Origin of the sequence: Sphingomonas mali NBRC 15500 (genome assembly GCF_001598415.1) — a bacterium.
Classification (GTDB): Bacteria; Pseudomonadota; Alphaproteobacteria; order Sphingomonadales; family Sphingomonadaceae; genus Sphingomonas; species Sphingomonas mali.
Genome location: NZ_BCYX01000001.1, coordinates 176,498 through 201,783 on the forward strand (window position 1 = coordinate 176,498; position 25,286 = coordinate 201,783).

The 25,286-nt window shown below is 63.9% G+C and carries 23 protein-coding genes and 1 tRNA gene; 14 read left to right on the forward strand and 10 right to left on the reverse strand.

Annotation, left to right across the window (positions count from 1 at the left end; all coding sequences use genetic code 11):
- The first annotated feature begins 28 nt into the window (after positions 1-28).
- Together SMA01S_RS00890 and SMA01S_RS00895 are read left to right on the forward strand one after the other, a co-directional pair.
- A complete protein-coding gene (locus SMA01S_RS00890; protein WP_066816299.1) occupies positions 29-700 on the forward strand; it encodes a hypothetical protein in 672 nt (223 codons plus the stop codon).
- Between the two features lie 73 nt (positions 701-773).
- A complete protein-coding gene (locus SMA01S_RS00895; RefSeq protein ID WP_174543058.1) occupies positions 774-2,804 on the forward strand; it encodes an SPFH domain-containing protein in 2,031 nt (676 codons plus the stop codon).
- A gap of 49 nt (positions 2,805-2,853) precedes the next feature.
- On the opposite strand, the gene SMA01S_RS00900 is transcribed toward SMA01S_RS00895, so the two are convergent.
- Entirely contained in the window at positions 2,854-3,327 is a 474-nt protein-coding gene (locus tag SMA01S_RS00900) for a hypothetical protein (protein WP_066816306.1), read from the reverse strand.
- A gap of 291 nt (positions 3,328-3,618) precedes the next feature.
- Here SMA01S_RS00900 and SMA01S_RS00905 point away from each other — a divergent pair, with 291 nt between their 5' ends.
- From SMA01S_RS00905 to SMA01S_RS25245, 3 genes are all read left to right on the forward strand, one after another.
- A complete protein-coding gene (locus SMA01S_RS00905) occupies positions 3,619-4,050 on the forward strand; it encodes a DUF983 domain-containing protein (RefSeq protein WP_066816312.1) in 432 nt (143 codons plus the stop codon).
- Positions 4,043-5,401 carry an aminotransferase-like domain-containing protein gene (locus tag SMA01S_RS00910; RefSeq protein WP_066816314.1) on the forward strand — a complete coding sequence of 453 codons (1,359 nt, stop codon included), beginning with the start codon at positions 4,043-4,045 and terminating at the stop codon, positions 5,399-5,401. The genes SMA01S_RS00905 and SMA01S_RS00910 overlap by 8 nt, the downstream gene beginning before the upstream one ends.
- 110 nt (positions 5,402-5,511) lie before the next feature.
- On the forward strand, positions 5,512-5,646 hold the full coding sequence (locus SMA01S_RS25245) for a hypothetical protein (RefSeq protein ID WP_281179124.1): 135 nt from the start codon (positions 5,512-5,514) through the stop codon (positions 5,644-5,646).
- 96 nt (positions 5,647-5,742) lie between these two features.
- Here the strand turns inward: SMA01S_RS25245 and SMA01S_RS25045 are convergent, their stop codons facing one another.
- From SMA01S_RS25045 to SMA01S_RS00935, 5 genes are all read right to left on the reverse strand, one after another.
- Positions 5,743-6,129, reverse strand: coding sequence for a hypothetical protein (locus SMA01S_RS25045; protein ID WP_245649092.1), 387 nt, complete (start codon positions 6,127-6,129; stop codon positions 5,743-5,745).
- An 80-nt stretch (positions 6,130-6,209) separates the two neighbouring features.
- Positions 6,210-8,078: a sensor histidine kinase gene (locus tag SMA01S_RS00920; RefSeq protein WP_066816316.1), complete on the reverse strand. Its 1,869-nt coding sequence runs from the start codon at positions 8,076-8,078 to the stop codon at positions 6,210-6,212.
- Complete coding sequence (locus SMA01S_RS00925) at positions 8,078-10,006, reverse strand: GGDEF/EAL domain-containing response regulator (RefSeq protein WP_245649093.1); 1,929 nt, start codon at positions 10,004-10,006, stop codon at positions 8,078-8,080. Before SMA01S_RS00925 ends, SMA01S_RS00920 begins: the two co-directional genes overlap by 1 nt.
- A 45-nt stretch (positions 10,007-10,051) precedes the next feature.
- Complete coding sequence (locus SMA01S_RS00930) at positions 10,052-10,927, reverse strand: ROK family protein (protein ID WP_066816319.1); 876 nt, start codon at positions 10,925-10,927, stop codon at positions 10,052-10,054.
- Complete coding sequence (locus tag SMA01S_RS00935) at positions 10,924-11,736, reverse strand: HpcH/HpaI aldolase/citrate lyase family protein (protein WP_066816322.1); 813 nt, start codon at positions 11,734-11,736, stop codon at positions 10,924-10,926. Before SMA01S_RS00935 ends, SMA01S_RS00930 begins: the two co-directional genes overlap by 4 nt.
- A 60-nt stretch (positions 11,737-11,796) precedes the next feature.
- Here SMA01S_RS00935 and SMA01S_RS00940 point away from each other — a divergent pair, with 60 nt between their 5' ends.
- Both SMA01S_RS00940 and SMA01S_RS00945 read left to right on the forward strand, forming a co-directional pair.
- Positions 11,797-12,981 carry an acyl-CoA dehydrogenase gene (locus tag SMA01S_RS00940; protein WP_066816325.1) on the forward strand — a complete coding sequence of 395 codons (1,185 nt, stop codon included), beginning with the start codon at positions 11,797-11,799 and terminating at the stop codon, positions 12,979-12,981.
- Positions 12,982-13,061: 80 nt separating this feature from the next.
- Complete coding sequence (locus SMA01S_RS00945; RefSeq protein WP_066816818.1) at positions 13,062-13,250, forward strand: hypothetical protein; 189 nt, start codon at positions 13,062-13,064, stop codon at positions 13,248-13,250.
- Between the two features lie 18 nt (positions 13,251-13,268).
- Here SMA01S_RS00945 and SMA01S_RS00950 read toward each other — a convergent pair whose 3' ends face one another.
- From SMA01S_RS00950 to SMA01S_RS00960, 3 genes are all read right to left on the reverse strand, one after another.
- On the reverse strand, positions 13,269-13,625 hold the full coding sequence (locus SMA01S_RS00950) for a protease inhibitor I42 family protein (RefSeq protein WP_066816331.1): 357 nt from the start codon (positions 13,623-13,625) through the stop codon (positions 13,269-13,271).
- Between the two features lie 78 nt (positions 13,626-13,703).
- Complete coding sequence (locus tag SMA01S_RS00955) at positions 13,704-15,002, reverse strand: sugar MFS transporter (RefSeq protein ID WP_157093727.1); 1,299 nt, start codon at positions 15,000-15,002, stop codon at positions 13,704-13,706.
- 106 nt (positions 15,003-15,108) lie between these two features.
- On the reverse strand, positions 15,109-15,909 hold the full coding sequence (locus tag SMA01S_RS00960; protein WP_066816332.1) for a DODA-type extradiol aromatic ring-opening family dioxygenase: 801 nt from the start codon (positions 15,907-15,909) through the stop codon (positions 15,109-15,111).
- 77 nt (positions 15,910-15,986) lie between these two features.
- Here SMA01S_RS00960 and SMA01S_RS00965 point away from each other — a divergent pair, with 77 nt between their 5' ends.
- From SMA01S_RS00965 to SMA01S_RS00995, 7 genes are all read left to right on the forward strand, one after another.
- A complete protein-coding gene (locus SMA01S_RS00965) occupies positions 15,987-16,526 on the forward strand; it encodes a (2Fe-2S)-binding protein (protein WP_066816333.1) in 540 nt (179 codons plus the stop codon).
- 109 nt (positions 16,527-16,635) lie between these two features.
- The gene (locus SMA01S_RS00970; protein ID WP_174543059.1) at positions 16,636-17,559 is read left to right on the forward strand and encodes an RcnB family protein; all 924 of its coding nucleotides are present in this window, start codon (positions 16,636-16,638) and stop codon (positions 17,557-17,559) included.
- An 84-nt stretch (positions 17,560-17,643) separates the two neighbouring features.
- Positions 17,644-18,327, forward strand: a complete 684-nt coding sequence (locus tag SMA01S_RS00975; RefSeq protein WP_066816337.1) for a prolyl hydroxylase family protein — start codon at positions 17,644-17,646, stop codon at positions 18,325-18,327.
- A gap of 458 nt (positions 18,328-18,785) precedes the next feature.
- Positions 18,786-20,540, forward strand: coding sequence for a single-stranded-DNA-specific exonuclease RecJ (recJ, locus tag SMA01S_RS00980; RefSeq protein ID WP_066816342.1), 1,755 nt, complete (start codon positions 18,786-18,788; stop codon positions 20,538-20,540).
- Between the two features lie 72 nt (positions 20,541-20,612).
- A tRNA-Glu gene (locus tag SMA01S_RS00985) sits at positions 20,613-20,687 on the forward strand.
- Positions 20,688-21,338: 651 nt separating this feature from the next.
- A complete protein-coding gene (locus SMA01S_RS00990) occupies positions 21,339-22,931 on the forward strand; it encodes a long-chain-fatty-acid--CoA ligase (RefSeq protein WP_066816345.1) in 1,593 nt (530 codons plus the stop codon).
- A 99-nt stretch (positions 22,932-23,030) separates the two neighbouring features.
- Entirely contained in the window at positions 23,031-24,380 is a 1,350-nt protein-coding gene (locus SMA01S_RS00995) for a spinster family MFS transporter (protein WP_245649094.1), read from the forward strand.
- Here the strand turns inward: SMA01S_RS00995 and SMA01S_RS01000 are convergent.
- On the reverse strand, positions 24,370-25,113 hold the full coding sequence (locus tag SMA01S_RS01000) for a TetR/AcrR family transcriptional regulator (RefSeq protein ID WP_245649095.1): 744 nt from the start codon (positions 25,111-25,113) through the stop codon (positions 24,370-24,372). The genes SMA01S_RS00995 and SMA01S_RS01000 overlap by 11 nt on opposite strands.
- Positions 25,114-25,286: the final 173 nt, after the last annotated feature.

Genomic DNA, 25,286 nt, shown 5'->3' on the forward strand with positions numbered 1-25,286 from the left:
GGGCGTGAGGGAGCGCCAAAACGTCGCCATGAGCAGCCTGCCGGTCCACTCAGCCCCTGCCGCTAAACCGCCGATCCGCGCCTGGCGGATCGTTGGAGGTGCCTTCCTGCATTTCGCGGTGCCCGCCTATCTCGTCTCGGTCGCTGTGGTGACGTTGTTCAATGCACCGGCCGGCGCCTCGGCGGGCGATCTCTTACGGCTAGCGCTCGCTTATAGTGGCTGGTTCCTGGTCGGTTATGCCGCACTGGCCCTGGTTGGAACGACCGGGACAGCGGCAATCGAGCCGGCGCTGTCGATCGGTCGGCACCGGCGGCAAGTGCGTGACCCCAGCTTCGCCTCCGCGGAATCGCGTCTCCGCGTCACGCGCGCCCTCGCCGCTGCCCGCTCGCTTCCCGGCGGCGAACTCCGTCGCCTGATCGACTCGATCGGTGCGCAAAGATGGGATCATGACGATTCCCGCTTCCAGACGTTGTCCGAAGACCTTCACCAAGTCGTCCGCGCGATGACCGCCGCCAACGCGACCGCTTCGACCAAGTCACGCCCCGACATTATCGACCTGGCGACCGGGTCGTTGCGACGGATCGATGATGCTTTAGTCGAGCTGGTCGCCGACCGCAGTCGGCTCGACCATGGTGACGCGCGCGCGGTGGCGCGCTACGTCGAAAATCGGTACGGCTCTTCCGATTTTTCTGGAAGCTAGACTTGAAGCGCATTAAATAGAGAGCGAGCGTGATCGTGCGCTCTTCTTTAGGTCCCAAGGACACCCACCACAGATGACAAATATGTATGTGCTCGGCGCTTCGGCCGTCGTGGCCCTCGTCGTCGCTTGTCTGTTCGTCCTCTCTCGCTGCGTTCGCTACGTGCGGAACAACCGCGTCGCGATCGTCGAGAAATTGTGGAGCCGCAACGGCTCCGTCACCTCCGGCCTCATCGCACTCAACGGCGAGGCCGGCTATCAGCCGATCGTCCTGCGCGGCGGCTATCACTTCTTCATGCCGTTCCAGTATCGCGTCCATTCGCAGCCCCTGGTCACCATTCCCCAGGGCCAGATCGGCTATGTCTTTGCGCGCGACGGCGCGCCGCTGGGTCCGACCCAGACGCTGGCGAGCAATTTGCGCACCGCCGACTTTCTCGACGTGCGCCGCTTTCTGGAAGATGGCGGACAGAAGGGCCCGCAGCGCGCGATCCTTCGCGAAGGCACGTACGCCATCAACCTGGCGCAGTTCGTCATCATCACGCGCGAACATCTCTACGGCCTGATGCTCGAGGCAAACGACTTCGACCTGTTCAGCAATATGCAGCGCGTGATCGAGGAACGGTCGGGTTTCGAGTCGGTCGTGATCAAGGACGCATCCGACATGATCGGCATCGTCACCGTGCATGACGGCCCGGCGCTGACCGCCGACCAGATCATCGCGCCCGAAGTCGGCACCAACCAGGACGACGACGCGACTTTCCACAACAGCTTCCAGGATCCTGAAAAGTTCATCGCGGCGGGTGGCCGGCGCGGTCGCCAGCTCCAGGTGCTGGTCGAGGGCAGCTATTTCATCAACCGCCTGTTCGCGACGGTCGAGATGGTCGCCAAGACGGTGATCGAGGTCGGCCATGTCGGCGTCGTCATCAGCTATACCGGCGACAGCGGCGCCGACACGTCGGGCGACGATTATCGCCATGGCGAGCTGGTCGATCGCGGCACGCGCGGCGTGTGGAGCGAGCCCCTCCTGCCGGGCAAATACGCCTTCAACACCTATGCCGGGAAGATCCTGGTCGTGCCCACGACCAACTTCATCCTGAAATGGGATCAGGAAATGACCGGCCAGCACAAGTTCGACGAGAATTTGTCTGAAGTGTCGCTGATCACCAAGGACGCGTTCGAGCCCACTCTGCCACTCTCGGTCGTCGTGCATATCGACTATCGCAAGGCGCCGTTGGTCGTGCAGCGGTTCGGCGACATCAAGAAGCTGGTCGAGCAGACCCTCGACCCGATGGTCTCGGCCTATTTCAAGAACGTCGCGCAGAAGAAGACGCTGATCCAGCTGCTCCAGGAACGCTCCGACATCCAGGAGCAGGCGGGCGATCAGATGCGGGCGAAGTTCACCGCCTATAATCTCGAGTTGCAGGAAGTGCTGATTGGCACCCCGCGCGCCGCCGCGGGCAACGATCAGATCGAAAAAGTCCTGCAGCAATTGCGCGAACGCCAGGTCGCCGAAGAACAAGTCACGACCTATGCCAAGCAGCGCGTCGCGGCCGAGGGCGAGAAGGATTTGCGCGAAGCCCAGGCCCGCGCACATCAGCAGACCGCGATCACTGAATCCGAGTTGTCGATCACGGTGCAGGAAAACCAGGGCAAGGCCGCGGTGAAGCGCGCCGCGCAAGAAGCCGAACAGACCCGCACGCTCGCCAAGGCCGAATCCGACCGCATCCGCATTGTCGGTGAGGGCGAGGCAGCGAAGGTCGTCGCGCTGGCGGGTGCGGAGGCCGACCGTATCACCAAGACCGGCCTAGCCACTGCCGAGACGATCGAAAAGCAGGCGGCTGCGTCGGGTGGCGCGCAGTTCCAGCTGACGCGTCAGGTGATCGAGCGACTTGCCCAGGCGCTGGAGACGTCCGGCGTCGATGTCGTGCCGAGGGTGCAGATCAATACCGGCGGCGATGCCGGTGCGGGTGCCGGTGGTGGCGCCCTTCAGGCGCTGATCGGGATGCTGTTGTCGGAGAAAGGCATGTCGATGCTCGCTACGCCCGCGGCCAATGATCGCGACCCCGTCGCGCTCCCCGACGAAGAGGCCGAGGTCGCGGCGGAATAGTGCTCAAGGCAAGGTCGCGGCCGGTACACGTCCGGCCGCGACCGTCTGATCATTGCTTGAAATAGACGTGAATGGCGTTGGATAACGGCACCCGCTGTGCCGCCGTTGCCGGAAAGAAAAGCGGGGCCGATACCGGTGCGGATGGAACCCCGATCACTTCCCCGATGACCGATAACAGCATGATCCGAGCGGAGCTGAGTGCTATCCGCATCGTGCTCGCGAGTTTCGGGTCGAAACGCTCGATCACGCTGGCGTCTGCTCCCTCAAGCAGGGCGAGCAAATGATGTTCGTCGTGCGACAATCCGATGTCCAGCAGGTTGCCCGCGCGGAAACGCCGTCGGAAACCTGCCTCGAACAGAGTCATCACACTGTCGAAGACGGGCGCGAGCAGGCCTACGCCAAAGCGCTCGAGCCGTCGGTACAGACTCGGCTGAACCTGATCGCCGGCATCCCGTGCGATCCGCCAATTCCTTGCGCTGTCGATGATGGTCCAGACGGCGGCGGGCGAAAACGCGAAACGCATAGGGGATTCCTTCTACACACCCCTTCGATCGCGCCGCTTTTTCGGTTCGCTGGCGAAGCGATACGCCCGGCCTGTTGCAGCAGCAAGACGCCTTCGCGCCGTTCATCCGATATCGCGACCGAAACGCGACCAACCGTGAGGCCGCCTCCGCGCAAGCCCATCAGGGGGGCCGCCCGCCGATGCATGGCGTGCAGCCACTTGTCGGCGTTTTGCAACTCGAAAGTTCTCGCGCTGCCGGCAAAGCCTCACTATGTATGGCTACATATCCATACATAACACCGAGACGCCCGAATGCCACCCGTACAAAATAGCAACGACAAGTTCCGCTGGATAATCGAGACAGGCTGGAAGGGGCTCTGCCCGCGGTGCGGCAAGGGACATATGTTCAAATCCTGGTTGAAGGTGTCCGACACCTGCGAATGTTGTGGATTGGACTACCGGTTCGCGGCGCCTGACGACGGCCCCGCCTTCTTCTCATTGTGCCTGATCGCCCTGCCGCTGATCTTTGTCGTTGTATGGATCCAAGTGGCATACAACCCACCTATTTGGGTCCACCTGGTCACGTCGGTACCGATCATGGTGGCGGGTTGCCTGTTGCCGCTGCGGCCCATCAAGGGCTGGTTGGTCGCCTCGCAATATGTCAACCGGTCACAGGAAGCGGGAACCGAACATCTCTGGAACCAGCTGCATGGCCGCACCAAGGGCAGCAATTTCGATGACTGACGCCTGGCTGCCCGACCTGACCAAAGCGCGCGCGCCAAAATATCTGGCGATCGCCGATGCGCTCGGATCGGCGATCGAGCGCGGCAGCCTGAGCAGCGGCGACCGCTTGCCGCCGCAGCGCGATCTCGCGGCGCGACTTGGCGTCGACCTCACCACCGTCACCAGGGCCTATGAAACCGCGCGGCAACGCGGCTTGATCGAGGCGCGTGGCCGTGCCGGCAGCTTCGTCCGCGGCGCTTCGCCCGCTCAGATCGAGGATGCCGCGCGAGTCGACACAGGCATGAACATGCCGCCGGAATTGCCCGGCGATATGCTGGGCCGCGCCATGCGCGATACCGTCGCGACGTTGCTCGCGGATGGATCCGGAGTGCGGATGCAATACCAGCCTGCCGGTGGAAGCGCGGCGGACCGCGCCGCTGGGGCGCGGCTGATCGCCCGCGCCGGCGTCGACGCATCGGACGATCAAGTGGTCGTTGCCGCCGGCGCACAAAACGCACTTCATGCGATCCTGAACACGACGTTGCGCCCCGGGGACGCCGTGGCGTGCGGCCGCTACGTCTATTCGGGGTTCAAAGTACTGGCCGCGCGGCTGGGACTACGACTGGTCCCCTTGCCGACAATCGACGGCGATGTCTTGGCCGCGGCGTGTCGCTCGGAACGGATCCGTGCGTTGTATGTGGTGCCGACCAACGACAATCCGACCGCGATGACGCTCGATGCGACAACGCGTCAATCGATCGCCCAGGCAGCGCGAGCGAACGACCTAATGGTGATCGAGGATGATGTGTACGGCGCGCTGAGCGCTACCCGCTCAGTGCCGCTTGCGGCACTTGCGCCCGAACGCACCTGGTACGTGGCGAGCGTTTCCAAGACCATCTCTCCGGCATTACGCGTCGCTTATGTTCGCGCCCCCGATATCGGCAGCGCGCTCCGGCTCGCTGCGGATGTTCACGAAACCGCGATCATGGCGCCGCCGCTCAACGCGGCCGTGGTGCAGACCTGGCTCGACGATGGGCGTTACGATCGGTTGGTTGATGCGATGCGGAACGAGGCGATGCGGCGCCAGGCTGTGGCGGCCGATATCCTGGAAGGATTGCCCTACCGAGCGCATGCTCAGGGCTATCATCTCTGGCTTCCGCTGCCCGCCGGGCTCGACGGTGCCGAACTCGCCGACGCGATGCGGCCGAGTGGCCTGTCGGTCGTTGCCGGCGATCGTTTTCGCGTCGCCCCCGGCGCGGATCAGGCGGTGCGGATATCGCTCGGCGGTCTGATCGAAACGTCCCGACTTGCCCGGGCCCTGCACCTGATACGCGGCCATTTCGATACGCGCCAGCAACGTCCGCTGATCTGACCAAGATAGCGCCGTGCGCGTTGCCGATGGCCCAACCGCCGGCCGACTGAAAGCGGCAACGGAACCGCGGGCGTTACGATCGCGTTCTATTGCACCAGTAGGAGGATCAGATGCCAGAAATTCGTACCGACGATCGCACGGTGGTCGAACGCAGCAGCTTCAACGTAGCCAATGTAATCGTGGCGATCGCCTTGCTGTTGCTCGTGCTCGGCTTGCTGAAATATTTCCACGTGTCGCCACTCTGAGGCTGGTCGTAACGACGAGTCCTCTGAACGCGTCTCCGGCGCCGCCATGGCGAGCCGCGACTTCATCGAAACTGATTATCGCGTCTGCTCACTACGTCACCGGCGGTCCGGCTTGTTAGCTTCCGCCGACCCGCGGCCGGTCTGCGGATAACCGTCGCCGGCCGCCGGATCGCTGGCGAAATCCTCTCCCGGATTGCCGCCCCCCGCGCCAACGCCGCTTCCATGCACCTCTCCGGTTCGCTCATCGAAGGACGCGCGGCGGCCGTTTTCCGGCGGGAAGCGATCATCGGCGGATTTGGTGGAATGTTTTGGCCCTTCGGCACTCTCCTTCAATGCGCGATCGGCGGCGAAGTCGTCAGCGTCGTATTCCTGGCCTGAATAGCCGGGGCCGTTGCCGATTTTCCCGCGCTGCACGTCGATTGGCGCGCTCTTGATGCCCGTATTGGCCGGCGGCTGTTCTGGCTGCTTGTGATCATCCGTCATCGTCTGTTCCTCTCACGCCCCTAAACGCATGAGGACGGCAAGCGAGCCGCGCTTTCTTGAACCCGACAATCGGTTCGCCGTCAGGCGGCGAGATCGGTTTTCGCTGCCTCACGTGCCGGCGCGCGCAGCACCAGTCGCGCGGTCGCCCCACGGCCGACGCCGTCGCTTTCGAGACTCAGGGATCCTTCCATGGCGGCCACCGAATTGGCGCACCAATGGAGACCAAATCCGCCCGATTTGTGCTCGCGGGTCGAAAATCCGCGCTGGAACAATTGTGGCGTCGCGCCCGGATCGAACCCCTCACCCGTATCGTGGATGGCGATCTCGACTCGGCCGTTATGAGTCTCGGTGATCGTCACGTTGATGCTGCCCGACCCACCCGCCGCGCAGATTGCCTCGGCGGCGTTGGAAAACAGATTTCCGACCACCTGGCTGAGCAGCACGCGATTGGCCATCACGTAATGTTTCTTCGCGGGAAAGTTGAACGCGATTGAGGCGCCCTTCCCGGAATGTCGCGCGATGGTCGCATTCTGCGCGATGATCTGCGTTGCGTCGCACTCGTCGAGAGGCGGCCTTTCATGCGCGAGTTGTTGTTGCGCGCCGATGATCTCCAATACCTGACGCATCGCGTCGCGACCGACTTGCAACTGGCCGCTCCGGTCCTCGCGCTGCCTTTCCTCGGCCTCAAAGGCCGCGGCGATGAACGTTGCCAACTTTTCCCGACGGTCCGGCGCGGTCTCCGCGGCGACCAATTCGGTCAAGGCGCGTTCGATCAGCGCGCGTTCGACCGGCGCGGTTTGGCCGATCCCGGTCGACAAGATGGTCGACACCGGGTTCAGCGCATTCCGCACATTGTGCATCACCGCAACCGCGCTTTCCGATCGGCCGAGCTCGAAGCCTTGCGCCTCGACCTGTTCGCGCAGCTCCTTGAGCTGGACCAGCATCGAGTTGAAGCTGCGGCCGAGCGAGGCGATCTCGTCATGGCGCGCGCCATCCTGGGGCAGCACGGTCAACGAGCCGGAGTTTCGCACGCGCTGCATATGCCCCTCGACCCGGCCGAGTGGTTTGAGCACCAGGAGCGAGAACGCCCGGCTCAGCACCGCGAGCACGAGCGCGAGCAGAATGGTCGACCCCAACACCGCGAGCCAGAGCATGTGGCGCCCGAGTTGCGACACGTCGCGCGGCACCACGAAACTGGCGACAGCGACCGGTTTGCCCTCCGCTCCCGTCACCGGCACGGCGATCTGCATCATGGTCGAACTGGTGGTGACGAGGCGTCCATCTTTACTGCCGAGATCCAGGCGCGCGGGGACCTGGAGCAATTTTGCCAGCTGCGCCGACGTAATTCGACGTGCCATGACGACATAGCCGCGCGGCGAGCCGCTGCCGTCGCTTTTCCTGATCTTGGCGACGCCGACCGCCGCCACGATCTTGCCGAGGCGAAGGTAGAAATGACCCGAATTGCCTCCCTTCATCGCGCCGTCGAGCGGCGCTTGCCGGATCGCCCGGACCATCGCGTCGCGCAGCGTATCATTCTCCCGACCGCTGCGAGGGTCGATCCAGCGCGCGATCACCAGGCTACGATCGGGGCGCAAATAGGCCATCGCATCGACATCGAGATTAGCCATCGCCAGCGGCGAAAAGCTTTCCTGCTCAAACGCGCGGGTCGGATTGACGATATAGTCGTAGCTCGCATTCCAGTCGCCATAATCGCGCACCGAGCTTTCGACCTTGGCCGCGAAGTCGCTGAGGGCGGCGCGCGTTCGCTGAACATGCCCGTCGATCGCCTGGCGTTCGAGTGCGCTGAAACTGGGTGTGATGACCGCAGCCAGCAGGACCGTGAGCGCGATCGAGCCGACCAGCCCGACCGATGCGAGGATCAGGAGCAGCTTGCCGCCGAGCGATGCGAACGACAATCGGCGCCCGGTCACGGCGCGCAGCCGGATCATCAACCGTTGGTCCCGTCGCCCGCCCGGATCGCGAACTCGTCGCCATCGAGATCGTCCTGGCCGCCGATATAGCGCTCCTGCGCGATCTCGCGCGCGATGTCGGCCGGGACCGGTCGCGAGAAATAATAGCCCTGCCAATGGCTGGCACCGGCGAGGCGAAGCGCCTGGACCTGAGCGTCAGTCTCCACACCTTCGGCCACCACGCCTAACCCCAGCGCCCGGCCGAGATGGACGATCGACTGGACGATCGCAGCGGATTCACGCTCGCGCCCCATGCTGTCGATGAAGCTCTTGTCGATCTTCAGGCAATCGAGCGCGAACTTGCGGATATTGTAGAGCGACGAATAGCCCGTGCCGAAATCGTCGAGCGCGATGCGGAATCCCATCTGGCGCAATTTGTAGAGCGTCTCGGCGGCGCGTTCGGCGTTGTCAAAGATCGCGGTTTCGGTGATCTCGATCTGGACGCGCGCTGGCGCGATCCCCGCACGCATCACGCGTTCGACGACATGGGCGACGAAATTCAGGCGCCGGAATTGCCGCGGGCTGAAATTGACCGAGACATATTGCCCTGGCCATTGGTCGAGCACCTTCAATGCCTCGTCGAGCACCCAGTCGCCAAGTTCGTGGATCAGGTTCGATTCTTCGGCAATCGGGATGAACAGCGCCGGGCTGATCGGTCCGAATTCCTCGGTGTTCCAGCGCAGCAGCGCCTCGAACCCCACAACTTCCATGTCGTGTCCCGCGACGATCGGCTGATAAGCGAGGCTGAGTTCGCCACGTTCGATCGCCTGGCCCAGGCCGCCTTCGATACGGCGACGGAACCGAACGCTTTCGTCCATGCCCTCATTATAGGCGCGGACCACGCCACGGCCCGATTTCTTGGCGTCGTTGAGCGCGAGATCGGCCTTGCGCATCACGTCGGTCGGATCGCGATTGCCGTCGACTTCGGCGATGGCGAGACCGATCGAAGCCGACGCCTGCACTGAATGGCCGACAATGCGAAAGCTGGACGTGCAGGCGGCGATGACATGATCGCAGGCCATGACCGCCGCCTGTTCGCCGAGCGTGTCGAACAAGACGCCGAACTCGTCGCCGCCCAACCGCGCGACGATCGCTCCCTGCGGGGCCGATTGCTGCAGGATCGCGTAGATTGCACGGATCAACTCGTCGCCCGCGAGGTGACCCAGCGTGTCGTTGACGATCTTGAAGCGATCGAGGTCGATCATGGCAGCCGCGAACATTCCGCCGCCGCGCGCCTTTTCCGTCAGCGCTTTCAGGAAAGCCAACCGATTGGGCGCCTCGGTCAGCGAATCGTGCGTTGCCATGTGCAGCGCCTTCGACTCGTTGGCGGCGAGTTCGACCGCCTGCTCCTCGAGCTTGGCCATCGCCGCGGCGAGTTCACGATCGGCCTGCCAGCGGTGCGCGAGCGCGGTCGCGGTCTGCACGACCTCGGCGATCTCGAACGGCTTGGCGATATAGAAGATCTTGTCCGCAGGCCCCGCTGCTTTCGAAATCTCGATCGGCGAGAAATCGGAAAAGCCGGTGACGATGACGAGATTGATGTTGGGATCGAGCGCGCGAATGCGCGTCGCGGTTTCCTTGCCGTCGATCCCCGGCGGCATGCGCACATCGATAAAGGCGACCGCGAATGGATTGCCGTCGGCGATCGCATCCTCGACCGCGGCGACCGCGTCGAGACCCTGATTGCAATGCGTGGTGTCGAACACCTTGCCCGCGAGTTCCGCAGCCGGCGTGGATGCGTCGCCGAACAGCTCGACAGCCATGTCGCTCAGCGCGTCATGATTGGTCACCACCGGCTCGAAACAGTGCCGGTAGGATTCATGCATTGCCGGTTCGTCGTCGACGATCAGAATTCGCACCGCGCGCTGTCCCTCGCTGGTGAGACGTGCAGGACGTCCCAAGATCATTGCGGAGACGTAAGCGGACGGGGTTAAGGCGCCGTAAATGATCTTTTAGCCGAGCGCGTGCTGCCCCAACAGGATCGCGCCCAGCGGCCCGGCTTCGGCACCGAGCGCCGCGGGAACGATATAGGCATCGAGATTGCCCAGCAGCGAGCGGTCGCCGTAACTGCCCAGGCTTTCGTCCAGCATTCGGCGTATCATCGGCAGCAACCAGGGCACGCCCAACGCCACGCCGCCGCCGAAGACGATCCGGCGCGGAATGCCGGTCAGCACCAGCGTATGACAGAGTTGCGCGATCGGATGCGCGACCTGGGGCCAGATCGGCGAATGCTCCGCTATCTCATTGGCGGCAACGCCGGCACGTGCCTTGATCGCCGGGCCAGATGCCAGCCCCTCGACGCAATCGCCGTGGAACGAGCAGATACCTGGCCAATCGTCACCTGCCATCCGCACCGGACGGACATGGCCCAATTCCTGGTGAGTCAGGCCGACCACCGGCTTATCCTGGCTGATCAGCCCGACACCCACCCCGGTGCCGATGGTGATATAAGCGTGGTCATGCAGGCCCTTGGCCGCACCCCATTGGCCCTCCGCCAGCCCGGCGCCGACAACATCGGTGTGGAAGGCGGTGGGCACGTCATATCGACGCTGCAATCGCCCCGCGACATCGGTGTTGGCCCAGCCCGGCTTGGTGGTCGCGGTGATATGGCCATAGCTGGCGGAAGTGGCGTCGATCCCAATGGGCCCGAAGCTGGCAATGCCGATCGCGTCGAACCCACGCCATTGGTCAAGCGCTTCCTCGATCGCCGCCATCGTCGTTTCGGGATCGGTCGTGTCGACCCGTCGCGCCTCGACGATGGTCGCGCCATCCTGCGACAAAACGCACACGCACTTGGTGCCACCCAGCTCGACGCCTGCTATTCTCAAGACACCATCCCCAAAATCCGCTCCGCCTGAACGAGGTGCAGCGCTTCGACCATCTTGCCGTCGACCTGGATCACCCCGCCATCGCCGCTGGCGAACGCATCGCGTACGCGCGTCGCCCATTCGATCGCCGCGGCATCCGGGCTGAATACGGCGTTGCAGATATCGATCTGTCGAGGATGGATCAGCGATTTGCCGTCATAGCCCATGGCGGCCGCCGCCGCGCATTCCGCCTCCAGCCGAGCGTCGTCCGAAAAATCGTTGCAAACGCCGTCGAGCGCGACGAGTCCGCGCGACCGCGCCGCCGCCAGCACGCTTGCCTGGACCGGCGCCAGCCAGGCGCGACCCGACCCGGGCCGCGCGCCCATTTCCAGCGCGAGGTCGTTCACGCCGAGCACGAACCCCTGCACGTCCGCCTCGGCGATATCCTGCAACCGGCCCAGCGCCTCACACGTCTCGATCATCACCCAAAGTGGTGTTCCGGAACCGAGATGATCACGGCATGTTCGGACGTCGCCCGCATTGCGTATCTTGGGCACCAAAACGGTCGCCCCCGTCCCGCGCACCGCCGCCAGGTCCGTCGCCCCCCATTCGGTGTCGAGGCCATTCACCCGGATCACCATTTCGTGCGCCCCAAACCCCTGGCTCGCCGCGGCAATAGCCGCCTCGCGCGCGCCGGTTTTCGCCTCGGGCGCGACCGCATCCTCCAGGTCCAGGATCACGACGTCGGCGGCGAGTCCTCTCGCCTTTTCTATCGCGCGCGAATTGCTTGCGGGCAGGAACAGTGCGCTGCGGCGGGGACGAAAGCTCATGCCACCCCCTTGCCTCAAGCCGCCGAGCGGGACAATGCGGGCGGAGGCAAGGAGATTATCATGGCTGGCATGGCGCATTTCGATTGGGCGGATCCGTTCCTGCTCGACGACCAATTGAGCGAGGACGAGCGGATGATCCGCGACACCGCGCGTGCTTATGCCGAAGATAAGCTCGCACCGCGCATCATCGATGCTTTCGCCAACGAGACCACCGACCCGGAGATTTTCCGCGAGATGGGCGGGCTCGGTCTGCTCGGGCCGACGATCCCCGAGGAATATGGCGGCGTCGGCGCCAATTACGTGTCCTACGGCCTGGTCGCGCGCGAGGTCGAGCGGATCGACTCTGGTTACCGCTCGATGATGAGCGTCCAGTCGAGCCTCGTCATGTACCCGATCTACGCTTACGGCTCGGAAGAGCAGAAACGGAAGTATCTGCCCAAGCTCGCCAGCGGCGAGTGGATCGGTTGCTTCGGCTTGACGGAGCCCGATGCCGGCTCCGACCCCGGCGGGATGACGACGCGGGCGACCAAGACCGCCAATGGTTATTCGCTGTCGGGCGCCAAGACCTGGATTTCCAACGCCCCGATCGCCGACGTGTTCGTGATCTGGGCCAAGTCCGACGCCCATGGCGGCGGCATTCGCGGGTTCGTGCTCGAAAAGGGCATGAAGGGTCTCAGCGCGCCGAAGATCGAAGGCAAATTAAGTCTGCGCGCATCGATCACCGGCATGGTGATGATGGATGAGGTCGAAGTCGGCGAGGACGCGCTGCTGCCTGAGGTGCAGGGGTTGAAAGGTCCGTTCGGCTGCCTCAACCGCGCGCGCTACGGCATTTCCTGGGGATCGTTGGGCGCCGCCGAATTCTGCATGCACGCGGCGCGGCAATATGGCCTCGACCGCAAGCAGTTCGACAAGCCGCTCGCCGCCAACCAGCTGTTCCAGAAGAAGCTTGCCGACATGGAGACCGAAATCGCGCTCGGTCTCCAGGCGTCACTGCGCGTCGGGCGGCTGATGGACGAGGGCCGGTTCGCGCCCGAGATGATCTCGATCGTCAAGCGCAACAATGTCGGCAAGGCGCTCGATATCGCGCGGATGAGCCGCGACATGCACGGCGGCAATGGCATTTCGGGCGAATATCAGGTCATGCGCCACCTTATGAACCTCGAGACGGTCAATACCTATGAGGGCGCGCACGACGTTCATGCACTGATCCTGGGCCGCGCGATCACCGGGATCGCGGCGTTCTAGAGTCTGCTCCGTCCTACTTGCGGACGGTCGGCATCGGGCGCAGTCTCAGCCTCCCACTCATGGGGCAGGAGAAGTCGTTTATGCTACGGATAGCTTTCGCGCTTGCCGCCGTCGCGATGGTCGCGACGCCATCGATGGCCGCCAACCGTTGCCGTGATGCCAAGGGTCACTTCATCGCCTGTCCGAAACCCAAGCCCGCGGCCGGCAAGTGCCGCAACGCGAAGGGCCATTTCGTGAAATGCGGAACGCCGGGCGCCAAGCCGGCCTGAGCGCCAGCGGGCGGAGGGTCAGACGATCCGGACGATGTAAGTCAGCGTCCGGACCGCTTTTCCTTCCCAGGGTCGCATGTACCGGAACACGATCCGGTACGTGCCCCGCCTGGCGCCCATGACCCGATAGGACGCGACCGATGGCGCGCCGACCATGCCGGGTCGCGTGGCGACCGTCGTGACAAGCATGACGTTGATCCCGCGCTCGGCGTCGACTTTCCACATATAGCCAGTGCTGGCATTGGTCTGCAGCTCGACGCGGGCAGATTGCCCGCGTCGCAGCGTCGTCGCCTTGCCGCTATTCGCACCGACCAGCGGAATGTCTGCCGGCGCGGCGATGGCTACAGGCGCGATCACCGATATCGCGATCGCCATGGACAATCCTGTTCGCATCGCCTGCCCTCTCATGCTTGCCGTCTCGTGCCCCGCCTCAGCGAAGCACGATAAGCGTGATCAGGCGTCGGCATAATCCTGCGCGGGGTTACGCGCATAGATGCCGAACGCCGTAATGATCGCATAGCAGGCTGCCGGTAGAAGGAGCGCCAGCGCGAGGCTGCCCGTCGTATCGGCGAGAAAACCGGTCGCGACCGGCAGCACCGCGCCGCCGAAAATCGCGACATTGATGATCCCCGAGCCGTCGGCCGCACGAGCACCCAGCTTTTCGCAGGCAAGCGTGAAGATCGTCGGAAACATGATAGAATTCATCAGCCCGATCAGCAGCAAGCTGTACCCCGACGTCGTGCCGGTCGTGTGAGTCGATACGAAGATCAGCGCGATCGCGCCGACCGCCACGCTCGCCAGGACCTTGCCCGGGCTCACGAACCGCAACACCACCGCACCGATGAAGCGGCCGATCATCGCGCACAGCCAATAAACGAAGATCAGCTTGCCAGCGGATTCGGTGGACAAGCCCATCACGCTGGACTGTTTGAGATAGTTGACGATCAGCGATCCGATCGAAACTTCGGCGCCGACATAGAGAAAGATGCAGAGCGCGCCGAACGCGAAACGCGGACGCCCGAGCAGATCGATTCCGGCAAACCCGCCGCCCGTCTGATGCGCTTCGCCCTTCAACTTATTGCGGAACATCCACACGACCGCCGCGACGACCGCCAACGCTACCGCCAGGCCAAGATAGCCATGGACGATCGCCTGGCTCTCGGCGGTACGATAAGCATCGAGCGCCGGCCCAGAGAGGTCCGCGGCGCTGACCTTCGAAAGGCTACCGAGAATCAGGATCGCGCCGACGATCGGAAAGATCGTCGTCCCCAGCGAATTGAACGCCTGCGCGAAGGTGAGCCGGCTCGACGCCGTTTCAGGCTTGCCGAGCAAGGTGATCAGCGGGTTCGCGACAATCTGGACGAGCACGACACCGGTCGCGAGGATGAACAGGGCGAACAGGAAGAGGCCATAAGTGGCAGTGTTGGACGCAGGGATGAACAACAGGCAACCCACCATCATCGTCAGCAACCCAGCCGCCGCACCGCGCATGTAACCGATCCGCTTGACCAGCATCGCGCCCGGAATGCCGATCAAGGCATAGGCTGTGAAGAAGCAGAACTGTACGAGCATCGCCTGCGTGTAGTTGAGCGTGAACAGCTCTTTCAGCTTCGGGATGATGACATCGTTCAGGCTTGTGATGCCGCCGAAGATGAAGAACAGCGCGAAGACGAACACCTGCAGGCCGGGTGCGTTGACCCCTTTATGCGTGTCGCCCGTCGCAGGCGCCGCTGCGCTCGTGTCCATGACCATGAAAAGCACTCTCCCTGGGGGTCCGGTCTGGAACCGGTTTGGAGCGCCTTGATGGCCTAGCTGGGCGGCGACCGCAATCGCCTAGTGAATCGAATTGAGAACGCTCTCAGCCAAACCGGTAGCCTGAAACGGCCCAGCCGAGCACGTTGCTGGAATGGTCGCGCACGGCTTCCTCGTCACCGCCTGCCCCCAACGCGACCATCAGCGGCAATAGGTGTTCCTCGCGCGGATGGGCGAATTGCGCATGCGGCAGCGTCCGCCAGTTGGCGACGCGTTCGGCGCGGCGCACCGGGTCGGGATCGGTGACCGCCTCGGTCAGCGCGGCGTCCCATTCAGCGGAGGGCGCGACAACTGCGGAGCCGCGCGCGCGCAGATTGTGGAAGCTCATTCCCGATCCGACGATCAGCACGCCTTCATCGCGCAGCGGCGCCAGCGCGCGTCCGATCGCGATATGGTCGGCGGGATCGAGATCGGCACGCAGCGACATCTGCGCGAGCGGGATGTCCGCATCCGGCACCGCGACCTTCATCGGAATGAACACGCCATGATCCCAGCCCCGCGCATTTTCCTCGCGCGTCGCAAACCCTGCCTCGCGCAACAAAGATGCCGCGCGCCGGGCAACATCGGGCGCGCCCGGCGCGTCCCAGCGCAGATGATAGGTATGCTCGGGAAAGCTGTAATAATCGAACAACAGGTCGGGTCGCGCGCCGGTATGGACGGTGATCTCCGCTTCTTCCCAATGGCCCGATACCAGCAGGATTGCGCGCGGCCGTTCGGGCAGGCTCTCGATCAGTCCGGCGAGATAGCGCTCCATCGGCTGCCACATCGGATCCGACTGGCCGCCATTGGGGTCCATGAAGAAGCAGGGACCGCCGCCATGCGGAATGAACAAAGTGGGCAAGGTCATCGGCGGAATATCGCCTCGGCCCGGCCACGCAACAATGCCGCTAGCGGAAACGGCGCGTTTCCGCCTACATTTCATGCGTGACCAAGTTCACCGTCAACAATCAACCGGTCGAATACCGCATGGACCCGGCAACGCCTTTGCTGTGGGCATTGCGCGACGCGTCCAACCTGACCGGGACCAAATATGGCTGCGGCACCGGGCATTGCGGCGCGTGCATCGTCGATGTGGACGGCTCGGCGAAGAAATCGTGCTTGGTGCCGATCGGATCGATCGAAGGCAGTGTCGTCACCACGATCGAAGGCCTGTCGCATGATCGCAGCCATCCGATTCAGGTGGCGTTTCTGGCGGAGAATGTCAGTCAGTGCGGCTTCTGCATCCCGGGAATGATCATGGCCGCGTCGGTTTTGCTCAGGAACAATCCGCGTCCGTCGGAAGAGCAGATCCGCCAAAGCATCGCCAATATCTGTCGCTGCGGCGTCTATCCCCGGTTGGTCGAGGCGATCCAGCGCGCAGGGCGCATCCAGCGCGGCGACGACACCGTCGCGACGGGTCCGCGACCGGGAATCGATCCGAAGGACGCGACCCGCGTCGTGCCTGCACTGACGCCGACGCCCTGACTGATTCTTTCATTTGGCTGTCAGACCAATTCAGGAAAGGATCAGTGCGACTCGCCTACAACCCGACTATCGTTGGGCCGGCATGTGCGCCGGCGAGTGGAGAAATCTAATGCGCAGGACTATTCTTATCGCGCTGATGGCCGCGGCGGCAATGACGCCCGCGATCGCCTCGGCGCAGGATCGCGGCTGGCGCGGTCGCGACCGTGACGCCGGCGCCAACTCGAATCAATCGCGCGGCGACCATGGCGGCTGGCGCGGTAATAATGGCGGCAATGGCGGTCGTAGCAATGGCGGCGCCGCATCTCCGGCGCCGACCCCGGCCCCTGCCCCCGCGCCGGCTCCCCGGTGGAACGGCGGCGGTAATGGCGGCTGGCGCGGCGGCAATGGCGGGGCCACCACGCCTGCCGTACCGAATGCCGATCCGCGGGCGCGCGGTGGCGGTCGCTGGGGCGGCGACAATGGCGGTTGGCGTGGCTATCGCGGCAATCGCGACGGCAATAACGGGGCCGTGACCCCGGCGCCGGCTCCGCGCCTGGACGGCCAACGCGATGGCAATCGAGACTGGCGCAATCGCGGTGGCAACGACAATCGTGGCGATCGCAATTGGAACGGTGGCGACAATCGTCAGGACCGTAACTGGCGGGGTAATCGCGGCGACAATCGCGGCTGGACCGGCAATGCGCGCGGTGACAATCGCTGGCGCGGGAACGATCGCGGCAGCAATTGGAATCGTGGCTGGCGTAACGACAACCGTTACAACTGGCAGAATTATCGCTCGTACAATCGTAACGCCTATCGGCTGCCGCGTTACTATGCGCCTTATGGCTGGAGCTATGGCTATCGCCGTTTCTCGGCCGGCGTGATTCTCGACTCGATCCTGTTCAACCAGAGCTATTGGATCGATGATCCCTATGACTACCGCCTGCCGGAAGTATACGGCCCCTATCGTTGGGTGCGCTATTACAATGACGCTCTGCTCGTGGATATCTACACCGGCGAGGTCGTCGACACGGTCTATGACATCTTCTGGTAAGACGATCGTCACGTGAGGGTAAGGGCTCGAAGATTCGTCTTCGGGCCCTTGCCTTTTCTGCGCGAGACGCGAAGAAACCGCGCCATGTTCGGCAGGAAGAAGAACCCCTCGGGCGGCACCTCGAAGGAGCGCGGCCGCGTCGGTAGTGAAGTGGCGGCACGACTGGACGCCAATCCCAACGTCCAGGCGGCGATGGTCGGCGCGGCGCAAGCTTATTATTACATGAACTTCCTCACGCCCGCGCAGTGTGAGATGCTCATCAAGATCATCGACGGCAATCGCCGCCCGTCGACATTGCTGGCCGACCGCGAGGATTACGGTTTCCGGACCAGCGAAAGCTGCGACATGGACCGCTATTCGCCCGATGTGGCGCCGATCGACACCTCGATCGCCAATCTGCTCGGCATCCCGCCGGCGAAAGGCGAGACGATGCAGGGGCAGCGCTATGCGCCCGGCCAGCATTTCCGCGCGCATCACGACTTCTTCCATGAAAACCAGAAATATTGGGCCGAGATGAAGCGGACCGGCGGCCAGCGCACCTGGACCGCGATGATCTATCTGAACGATGTCGAGGAAGGCGGTGCGACCTGGTTCCCGCAAGCCGGCCTGCGCGTCGCGCCACGCCGCGGCCTGTTGCTGGCGTGGAACAACATGAACCCGGACGGCAGCCCCAATACGTTGACTCTGCACGAGGGCATGCCGGTGGTGAAGGGTGTCAAATACATCATCACCAAGTGGTTTCGCGAGAACGATTGGGCGGTCTACTAAGACTGCCACGCGGGTCGGCACGCTTGGTCGCGACCGTCTGTCGGCCCGATAATTGCGTGCCACTGGGCGCGATCATGGGCGCAGCGAAACGAGCCCTTCGCCCGGCAGCGGCCCCGCTTGCGGCACAAGGCGGGGCGAAATTGCTGCAGCGCCGGAACTCGGCCCGGCTCCGACTCGTTGAGCGGATCGTGCGGGACAAGGTGTAGGGTAATGTCGTGGCAATTATTGGGGTGCGCTGTCGGGTTGCATCGTCGCGACCCGGCCAGTTCTCGGCCTGAGGACGGCCGATATATCGGCGAATGCGCCGGCTGTGGTCGGCCCATGGTATGGACCTTGTCAGGCTGGAAGCTCGATCGCCACCGGAACGCCCCCCACATTACCCAGCTTTAGACGCGTGGCGACCGGGCGTGCCGCGAGCCGCCTAGCGTCCCCGACCCGGCGCGGCTAGACCGCCGGTGATGGAAAATGTCGCTGGCATCACCCGATCGTTTCTTGGCCAGGCGTGGCGCTGGCGGGCCTTGGCCACCGACGTGCGCGATCCGGGGTTCCGGCCCGACGACCTGGTGACGCAATTGCTGCTCGCGCGCGGCGTGGGGCGCGAGGCGATCGAAGCCAATCGAACACCGAGCATTCGCGGATTCATGCCCGATCCGTCGATCTTCAACGACATGGACAAGGCCGCGCGCCGCTTGGCCGACGCCGTTCAGGCAGGCGAACAGGTCACGATATTCGGCGATTACGATGTCGACGGCGCGACCTCAGCCGCGCTGATGATCCGATTGCTCCGCGACCTGGGTCTCGCACCGGCAGCCTATATCCCAGACCGGCTGATGGAAGGCTATGGGCCGTCGGGTGAGGCGCTGGTGCGGATCGCCGGCGGCGGCGCCACGCTGATCGTCACGGTCGATTGCGGCGCCCAGGCGTTCGAAGCACTGGACATGGCGCGCGACGCTGGGGTCGACGTCATCGTCGTCGACCATCACAAATGCGCCGCCGCCCTCCCCCATGCGCATGCCTTGGTGAATCCCAATCGCCTGGATGAGGGCGACGGCGCCGCCCACGGTCATCTCGCAGCGGTCGGCGTGGCCTTTCTGCTCGGCGCCGCGTTGCTGCGCGAACTACGCGGGCGCGGCTTCTTCGCCGACAGGGCCGAACCGAAATTGCTCGACCTGCTCGATCTCGTCGCACTCGGCACGGTTGCCGATGTCGCGCAATTGAAGGGCCTCAACCGCGCCTTCGTCGCGCAGGGACTGAAGGTCATGGCACAGCGCGGCAATATTGGCCTCGCCGCATTGGTCGAGGCATCGCGGCTGACCCGCGCGCCGACCTGCAGCGACCTCGGCTTTGCGCTGGGTCCGCGAATCAATGCCGGGGGCCGCGTCGGCCGCGCCGATCTCGGCGTGCGGTTGCTCACCACCGAGGACGTCAACGAAGCGCGCACGATCGCGGCCGAACTCGACCGCCTCAACGAGGAGCGCCGCGCGATCGAAGCGATCGTGCAGGAACAAGCGGAACTGCTGCCCCATGGCAGCGCCGTCGCCGTGGTCGCGGGGCAAGGCTGGCACCCAGGCGTGATCGGCATCGTCGCTGGACGGCTCAAGGAAAAGCTCGGCATTCCCGCCATCGTCATCGCGCTCGACGAGACCGGCACGGGCAAGGGATCCGGCCGATCGATCACCGGCGTCGACCTCGGCGCCATCGTCCTGGCGGCGAAGGAGATGGGTCTGCTCGTCGCCGGTGGCGGCCACGCAATGGCGGCCGGGCTGACGATCGAGGCCGATCGCATTCCCGAATTTGCCGCGTTCCTCGAAGAACGTCTCGCTGCCGCGGTGGCCCATGCGCGCGAAGATCGCGCGTTGCTGGTCGACGCACTGCTCGCGCCGGGTGGCGTGACCCCCGGCCTGTGCGAGACGATGGAAGCAGGTGGCCCCTACGGCATGGGCTGGCCGGCGCCGCGTGTCGCCGCGGGCCCCTTCCGGATCGTCCGTGTCGATGTGGTCGGCAATGGGCATGTCCGCGCCATCGTCGCCGGCGACGACGGCCGCAGCCTCAAGGCAATGGCGTTCCGCTCCGCCGATACATTGCTCGGCCAGACGCTGTTACAGGCACCGCGGGATCGCAAATTATGGCTCGCCGGACGGCCCAAGGTCGACGACTGGGGATCGCGTCCCGCCGCCGAACTGCATCTCGATGACGCCGCCTGGGCGGATTGAGCGCGACAAACGCGCACAACGCTTGACCGAACGCCTCGCTTTCCCTAACCGCTCCCCCGCGCCGGCACGTTCGGCCCCTTCGTCTAGCGGTTAGGACGCGGCCCTTTCACGGCTGAAACACGGGTTCGATTCCCGTAGGGGTCACCAGCGATTTCAATGACTTAGCTGGAAAAATTGGATTGCAAATCGCAGCACATCCAATTCTCGTCCAATATACATTTTAACCGTCCTCCACCGCCATGCCGCCATTACCTACCTCCGTCGGCGCAGGTCATCGGGGAGCTTCATGGCGAAAATCCGGCTGATCTCAATTCGTCCGAACGTCCGATTCCAGGTTCGATTAGCTTGTCGGCAACGACCGCTATTGGGCGCGTACTGCCCCTGACTCGACCCGCAGCGGTCGATGACCGCTTGTGGCCAAAGTCGCAGTTGTTGGTCGAGGATGTCGCTTTCGCCGACTATTCGTCCACCCTCGAGAACGAGCCTAAGCCCGCGATTATAGTCTCGCGGGCTCCACCTCCGGTGGCATGCTCAGTCGTGAGTGCTGTGGACTCAAGCTGGCTAAGGGGTCGAGCCGGGCAAGCGGCCGCTGTCGGGACTTCCGATCAAGCAGGCTGAACGGCCGAAATTGGAGCGCTCTCCCGCCGTTTGAACCTCCATATTTTGAACGGCTGGGAGACTCGCGCCTGCCCGATGCAAACCTGCAGAGACCATCAAAAGCGCTTTTCATTTATTTAGCACTAAGTTAATGAACGCCTCGTCGGCCGATCTCGAGAGCCGGTGAGGAGAGCGTCGTCGATGCAGCACTGGTTCCTGACGATGGATAAGCTCGTCGACCACGCCGCTCGTTGGCATGGCGCCGTGGAAATTGTCTCGCGAACCGCGGACGGCGCGATGATCACGACCGACTGGAGATCGGTACGTGAAGAAGCGCGGCGCGTTACCAGGGCGTTGGTCGCGCACGGCATCATCCAAGGCGATCGCGTCGCGACGCTGGCGATGAATGGCGGCCGGCACCTCGCTGCCTGGTTCGGCATCATGAATATGGGGGCGGTCTGCCACACCCTCAATCCACGCCTTTCCGACGAGCAATTGCGCTACGTCATCAACCACGCGGCCGATCGCATGATCGTCGCCGATCGCGCGTTCCGTCCGGCGCTCGACCGCGTCCGAGCGGATTGCCCGACCGTCGAGCGGGTCATCTGGTTGGACGACGACGGTGTGGACGGTTGGGAGCAGTGGTTGCCGGCAGACCCGGTTGAGGTGGCATGGGGCAGCTTTGCCGAAGAAGCGCCGGCGGGCCTCTGCTACACCTCGGGGACGACCGGCCGCCCCAAGGGAGTCGTCTATACGCACCGGTCCAACTACCTCCACACGCTGATGATCTTGCAGCCGGACGTGTTCGACATCAGCGCGCGCACGACGCTGCTCTTGGCGGTACCGATGTTCCACGCCAATGCCTGGGGGCTGTGCTTCGCGGCGGCAGCGGCGGGATCGAAGCTGGTCTTGCCAGGTCCGAAGCTTGACGGTGCGACGCTCTACGAATTGCTTGAGAGCGAAGCAGTCAACCTGACGGCTGGCGTCCCGACCGTGTGGCAAACGCTGCTGCAGTTCCTGGACGACAATCGGTTGCGGCTGACGACGCTGAAGCGCGTGATGATCGGCGGCGCGCCGTGCCCGGAACGCCTTATCCGGGCATTCGCCGAACAGGGCGTCGAGGTGCAGCACAATTGGGGGATGACCGAGACCTCACCGCTCGGGACCGCCGGCATGCCGACCGCCAGAACCGCCGCGCTCGACGCTGACGGTCGTCTGCGCAACAAGCTGACCCAGGGACGAGTGCCGCTCGGCGTCGACATGGCGATCTTCGACGCCGCAGGTACCGAACTGCCGCGCGATGGCGAGCAGGTCGGGTTTCTCGGCGTCCGGGGCCATTCGGTCATCGAGCGCTATTATCAAAGTGACGAGACAGCACTCGACGCACATGGCTATTTCGACACAGGCGATATCGGGACGATCGATCCGGACGGCTACCTTCGTCTAACCGACCGCGCCAAGGACGCAATCAAGTCCGGCGGCGAGTGGATCAGTTCGTCGGAAATCGAGAATGCCGCGCTCAATCACCCGATGGTCGCGATTGCCGCGGCGCTGGCGATGCCCGATGCGAAATGGGGCGAGCGGCCGATTCTGATCGTCCAGCCCAAGCCTGGCTGCGGAGATATCGCCGATCTGAGGCCAGTGCTTGAGCGCAGCCTCGCCAAATGGGCGGTGCCGGACGAAATCCGGCTCTGGGATGCGATTCCGATCAATGGAACCGGCAAGGTCGACAAGAACCAGCTCCGCCAGCAGATATTCGGGCCCAAGGAATCTGTCGCCTCGGCCGCCGGCTGAAGACGACGCGCGGACGGCGTGAGCGACCACGCGCCGACGAGAACCAAAACGCGGTCGGGGAGAGAAGATAATGGCTAGCCTGACCATGATGGGCATCCGGTGACGATCGTCCCGCCGCTCACCGCCACTGACGGCCTCGAAATAGCCTGCGACGACGTTGACAACCGATCGGTCGAACAGCGTCCGGGCACGCGCGAATGGGTCGTGCTGCTGTCATTGCTCGCGGTCTATATCCTCAACTTTCTCGACCGCTCGCTGCTCTCGATCCTCGCCAAGCCGATCCAGGACAGCCTGCGGCTGACCGACTCTCAACTGGGATTAATCGGCGGTCTCTATTTCGCGTTTTTCTATTGCTTCATCGCCATCCCGATCGGTTGGCTCGCTGACCGCAGCAACCGAGTCCATATCCTGGCGCTGGCCTGCGCGATCTGGAGCGCCGCGACGATGTGCTGCGGCTTTGCGGCGACCTATCCGCAATTGGTGGTCGCCCGCATGACGGTCGGTTTTGGCGAGGCGGGCGGCGTGCCACCCTCCTATGCGATCATCACCGACACCTTCACACCACAGCGCCGAGGCTTTGCGTTCGGCATTTATAATCTCGGTCCGGGTATTGGCGCGGCGATCGGCGTGGCGTTCGGGGCCTCGATCGCCGCCGCTTTCGATTGGCGCTACGCGTTCATCGCGATCGGCGCGGTCGGGCTCGTCGCGGCACTGGTGGTTCTGTTCGTGATCCGCGACCCGGCACGCGGCGCGACCGATCCGAGCAACACTGCCGATGGCGCGAGATCGGGCTTTCTTGAGACGCTCGCTGCGTTCTTCTCTAAGCCGACGCTCCTCCTCGCCTCGTTCGGCAGCGGCGCGACGCAGTTCATCACTTATGGCCTCGGCAACTTTGCGACATTGTTCCTCATGCGCGAGAAGGGGATGACCCTGGCCGAGGTCGCGATCTGGTATGCACTAGTCGTCGCGATCGGCATGAGCGCGAGCATGCTTGTGTCGGGTCGGCTGATCGACCACTTCGCGCAGCGCTCGCGGCAAGCCTATGCGCTGGTACCGGCCAGCTCGCTCGTGCTGGCGATACCGTTCTACCTCGCCTTTCTTTGGGCACCCGGCTGGCAGCTGTCGCTTGCCCTCCTGCTTGTGCCAATGACGCTCAACTTCTTCTTCCTATCGCCGTCGGTCGCGCTCGTGCAGGCGGAGGTGAAGCCGAGCCAGCGCGTGATGGCAGGCGCGCTCTATCTCTTGGTGATCAACTTCATCGGGCTCGGGCTGGGACCGACCTATGTCGGAGCGGCAAGCGACTATTTCCGCGCGAGCCATCCTACCAACTCGCTGCAGATCGCGCTCTATACGCTCACGCCCTTCTACCTCGTAGCGATTCTGCTGTTCCTGTGGCTCGCGCGGCTGCTGAAGCGCGAGGATGCGACCGCGCGCGAACCTAGCCCTTGAGGTGACTCCGATAAACCGCCTCGAGCCCGGCGGCCATGAAGGTCACGAAACGCTCCCGGACCGCGGCGAAATCGTCCGAGGCACAGAGGTTATCGGACAGCCGATCGATGCGGCCGGTGCGCGACAGGATCAACGAATAGGCCCCCGAGGTGAACTGGAAACACCAGAACAGATCTTCGGGCAGCGCATCGGGTAGCGCCTTCTGCAGGATCCTGATCAGTCGAAGCACCAGCGGGTCGAAATAGGTGTCCATCTTCTCGGCGCCATAGCCCGGCGCGTTGTTCACCTGGCTGAAGATGCGGCCGAAGTTGCGCCATCCCTCGTCGCCGTTGATATAGACGTCGAACGCGCCGTCATAATAAGCGCGCAGGGCTCCCTCGACGGTCGGATGGTCGCCCGCTTCGGCTTCGTAGGCATCGAGTCCGGCGGTCCGGACGGTCACGGCATATTCGACGCGGCGCTCGAACACGGCATCGAACAGCGACTGCTTGCCGTCAAAATAATAGTGGATCAGCGCCGCATGGATGCCCATGCGGTCGGCGACATCCTTGATGGTCACCCCGAAATAGCCGAGTTGCGCGAACAGATCCTCGCTGATGTCGAGGATTTGCTTGACGGTCGCGGCGCGCTGCTCCGCCCGCGTCCGACGCTCTCCTGCCGGTGGCGCCGGGGCAGCGGATTTCGGTCGGCCGGGCCGCTTGCGGGTCAGCGATGTCGCCATCTTTTCCTTCATTCGGCCGCAACGATGGGGCGCGCGCGGCACAGGGTCAAGCGATGCCATATTTCAGAAGTTTTATTTAGCCCTAAATAAATGGAATTGACATTCCATGTCGCCGCGCTCTATCGACGCATAAACACCCGAGGCTGGTGATGCGGCGGATCACGACCGCTCGATCAGCCGACAGG

Coding starts and splice junctions, on each gene's coding strand:
- SMA01S_RS00950 (WP_066816331.1), bottom strand. CDS start 13,625: ATGGCGATCGCGATATCGGTGATCGCGCCTGTAGCCATCGCCGCGCCG.
- SMA01S_RS00890 (WP_066816299.1), top strand. CDS start 29: ATGAGCAGCCTGCCGGTCCACTCAGCCCCTGCCGCTAAACCGCCGATC.
- SMA01S_RS00970 (WP_174543059.1), top strand. CDS start 16,636: ATGCGCAGGACTATTCTTATCGCGCTGATGGCCGCGGCGGCAATGACG.
- SMA01S_RS25045 (WP_245649092.1), bottom strand. CDS start 6,129: ATGACGGATGATCACAAGCAGCCAGAACAGCCGCCGGCCAATACGGGC.
- SMA01S_RS00990 (WP_066816345.1), top strand. CDS start 21,339: ATGCAGCACTGGTTCCTGACGATGGATAAGCTCGTCGACCACGCCGCT.
- SMA01S_RS00955 (WP_157093727.1), bottom strand. CDS start 15,002: ATGGTCATGGACACGAGCGCAGCGGCGCCTGCGACGGGCGACACGCAT.
- SMA01S_RS00905 (WP_066816312.1), top strand. CDS start 3,619: ATGCCACCCGTACAAAATAGCAACGACAAGTTCCGCTGGATAATCGAG.
- SMA01S_RS00945 (WP_066816818.1), top strand. CDS start 13,062: ATGCTACGGATAGCTTTCGCGCTTGCCGCCGTCGCGATGGTCGCGACG.
- SMA01S_RS00960 (WP_066816332.1), bottom strand. CDS start 15,909: ATGACCTTGCCCACTTTGTTCATTCCGCATGGCGGCGGTCCCTGCTTC.
- SMA01S_RS01000 (WP_245649095.1), bottom strand. CDS start 25,113: ATGAAGGAAAAGATGGCGACATCGCTGACCCGCAAGCGGCCCGGCCGA.
- SMA01S_RS00925 (WP_245649093.1), bottom strand. CDS start 10,006: ATGATCTTGGGACGTCCTGCACGTCTCACCAGCGAGGGACAGCGCGCG.
- SMA01S_RS00900 (WP_066816306.1), bottom strand. CDS start 3,327: ATGCGTTTCGCGTTTTCGCCCGCCGCCGTCTGGACCATCATCGACAGC.
- SMA01S_RS00940 (WP_066816325.1), top strand. CDS start 11,797: ATGGCTGGCATGGCGCATTTCGATTGGGCGGATCCGTTCCTGCTCGAC.
- SMA01S_RS00910 (WP_066816314.1), top strand. CDS start 4,043: ATGACTGACGCCTGGCTGCCCGACCTGACCAAAGCGCGCGCGCCAAAA.
- SMA01S_RS00935 (WP_066816322.1), bottom strand. CDS start 11,736: ATGAGCTTTCGTCCCCGCCGCAGCGCACTGTTCCTGCCCGCAAGCAAT.
- SMA01S_RS00975 (WP_066816337.1), top strand. CDS start 17,644: ATGTTCGGCAGGAAGAAGAACCCCTCGGGCGGCACCTCGAAGGAGCGC.
- SMA01S_RS25245 (WP_281179124.1), top strand. CDS start 5,512: ATGCCAGAAATTCGTACCGACGATCGCACGGTGGTCGAACGCAGCAGC.
- SMA01S_RS00920 (WP_066816316.1), bottom strand. CDS start 8,078: ATGATCCGGCTGCGCGCCGTGACCGGGCGCCGATTGTCGTTCGCATCG.
- SMA01S_RS00895 (WP_174543058.1), top strand. CDS start 774: ATGACAAATATGTATGTGCTCGGCGCTTCGGCCGTCGTGGCCCTCGTC.
- recJ (WP_066816342.1), top strand. CDS start 18,786: ATGGAAAATGTCGCTGGCATCACCCGATCGTTTCTTGGCCAGGCGTGG.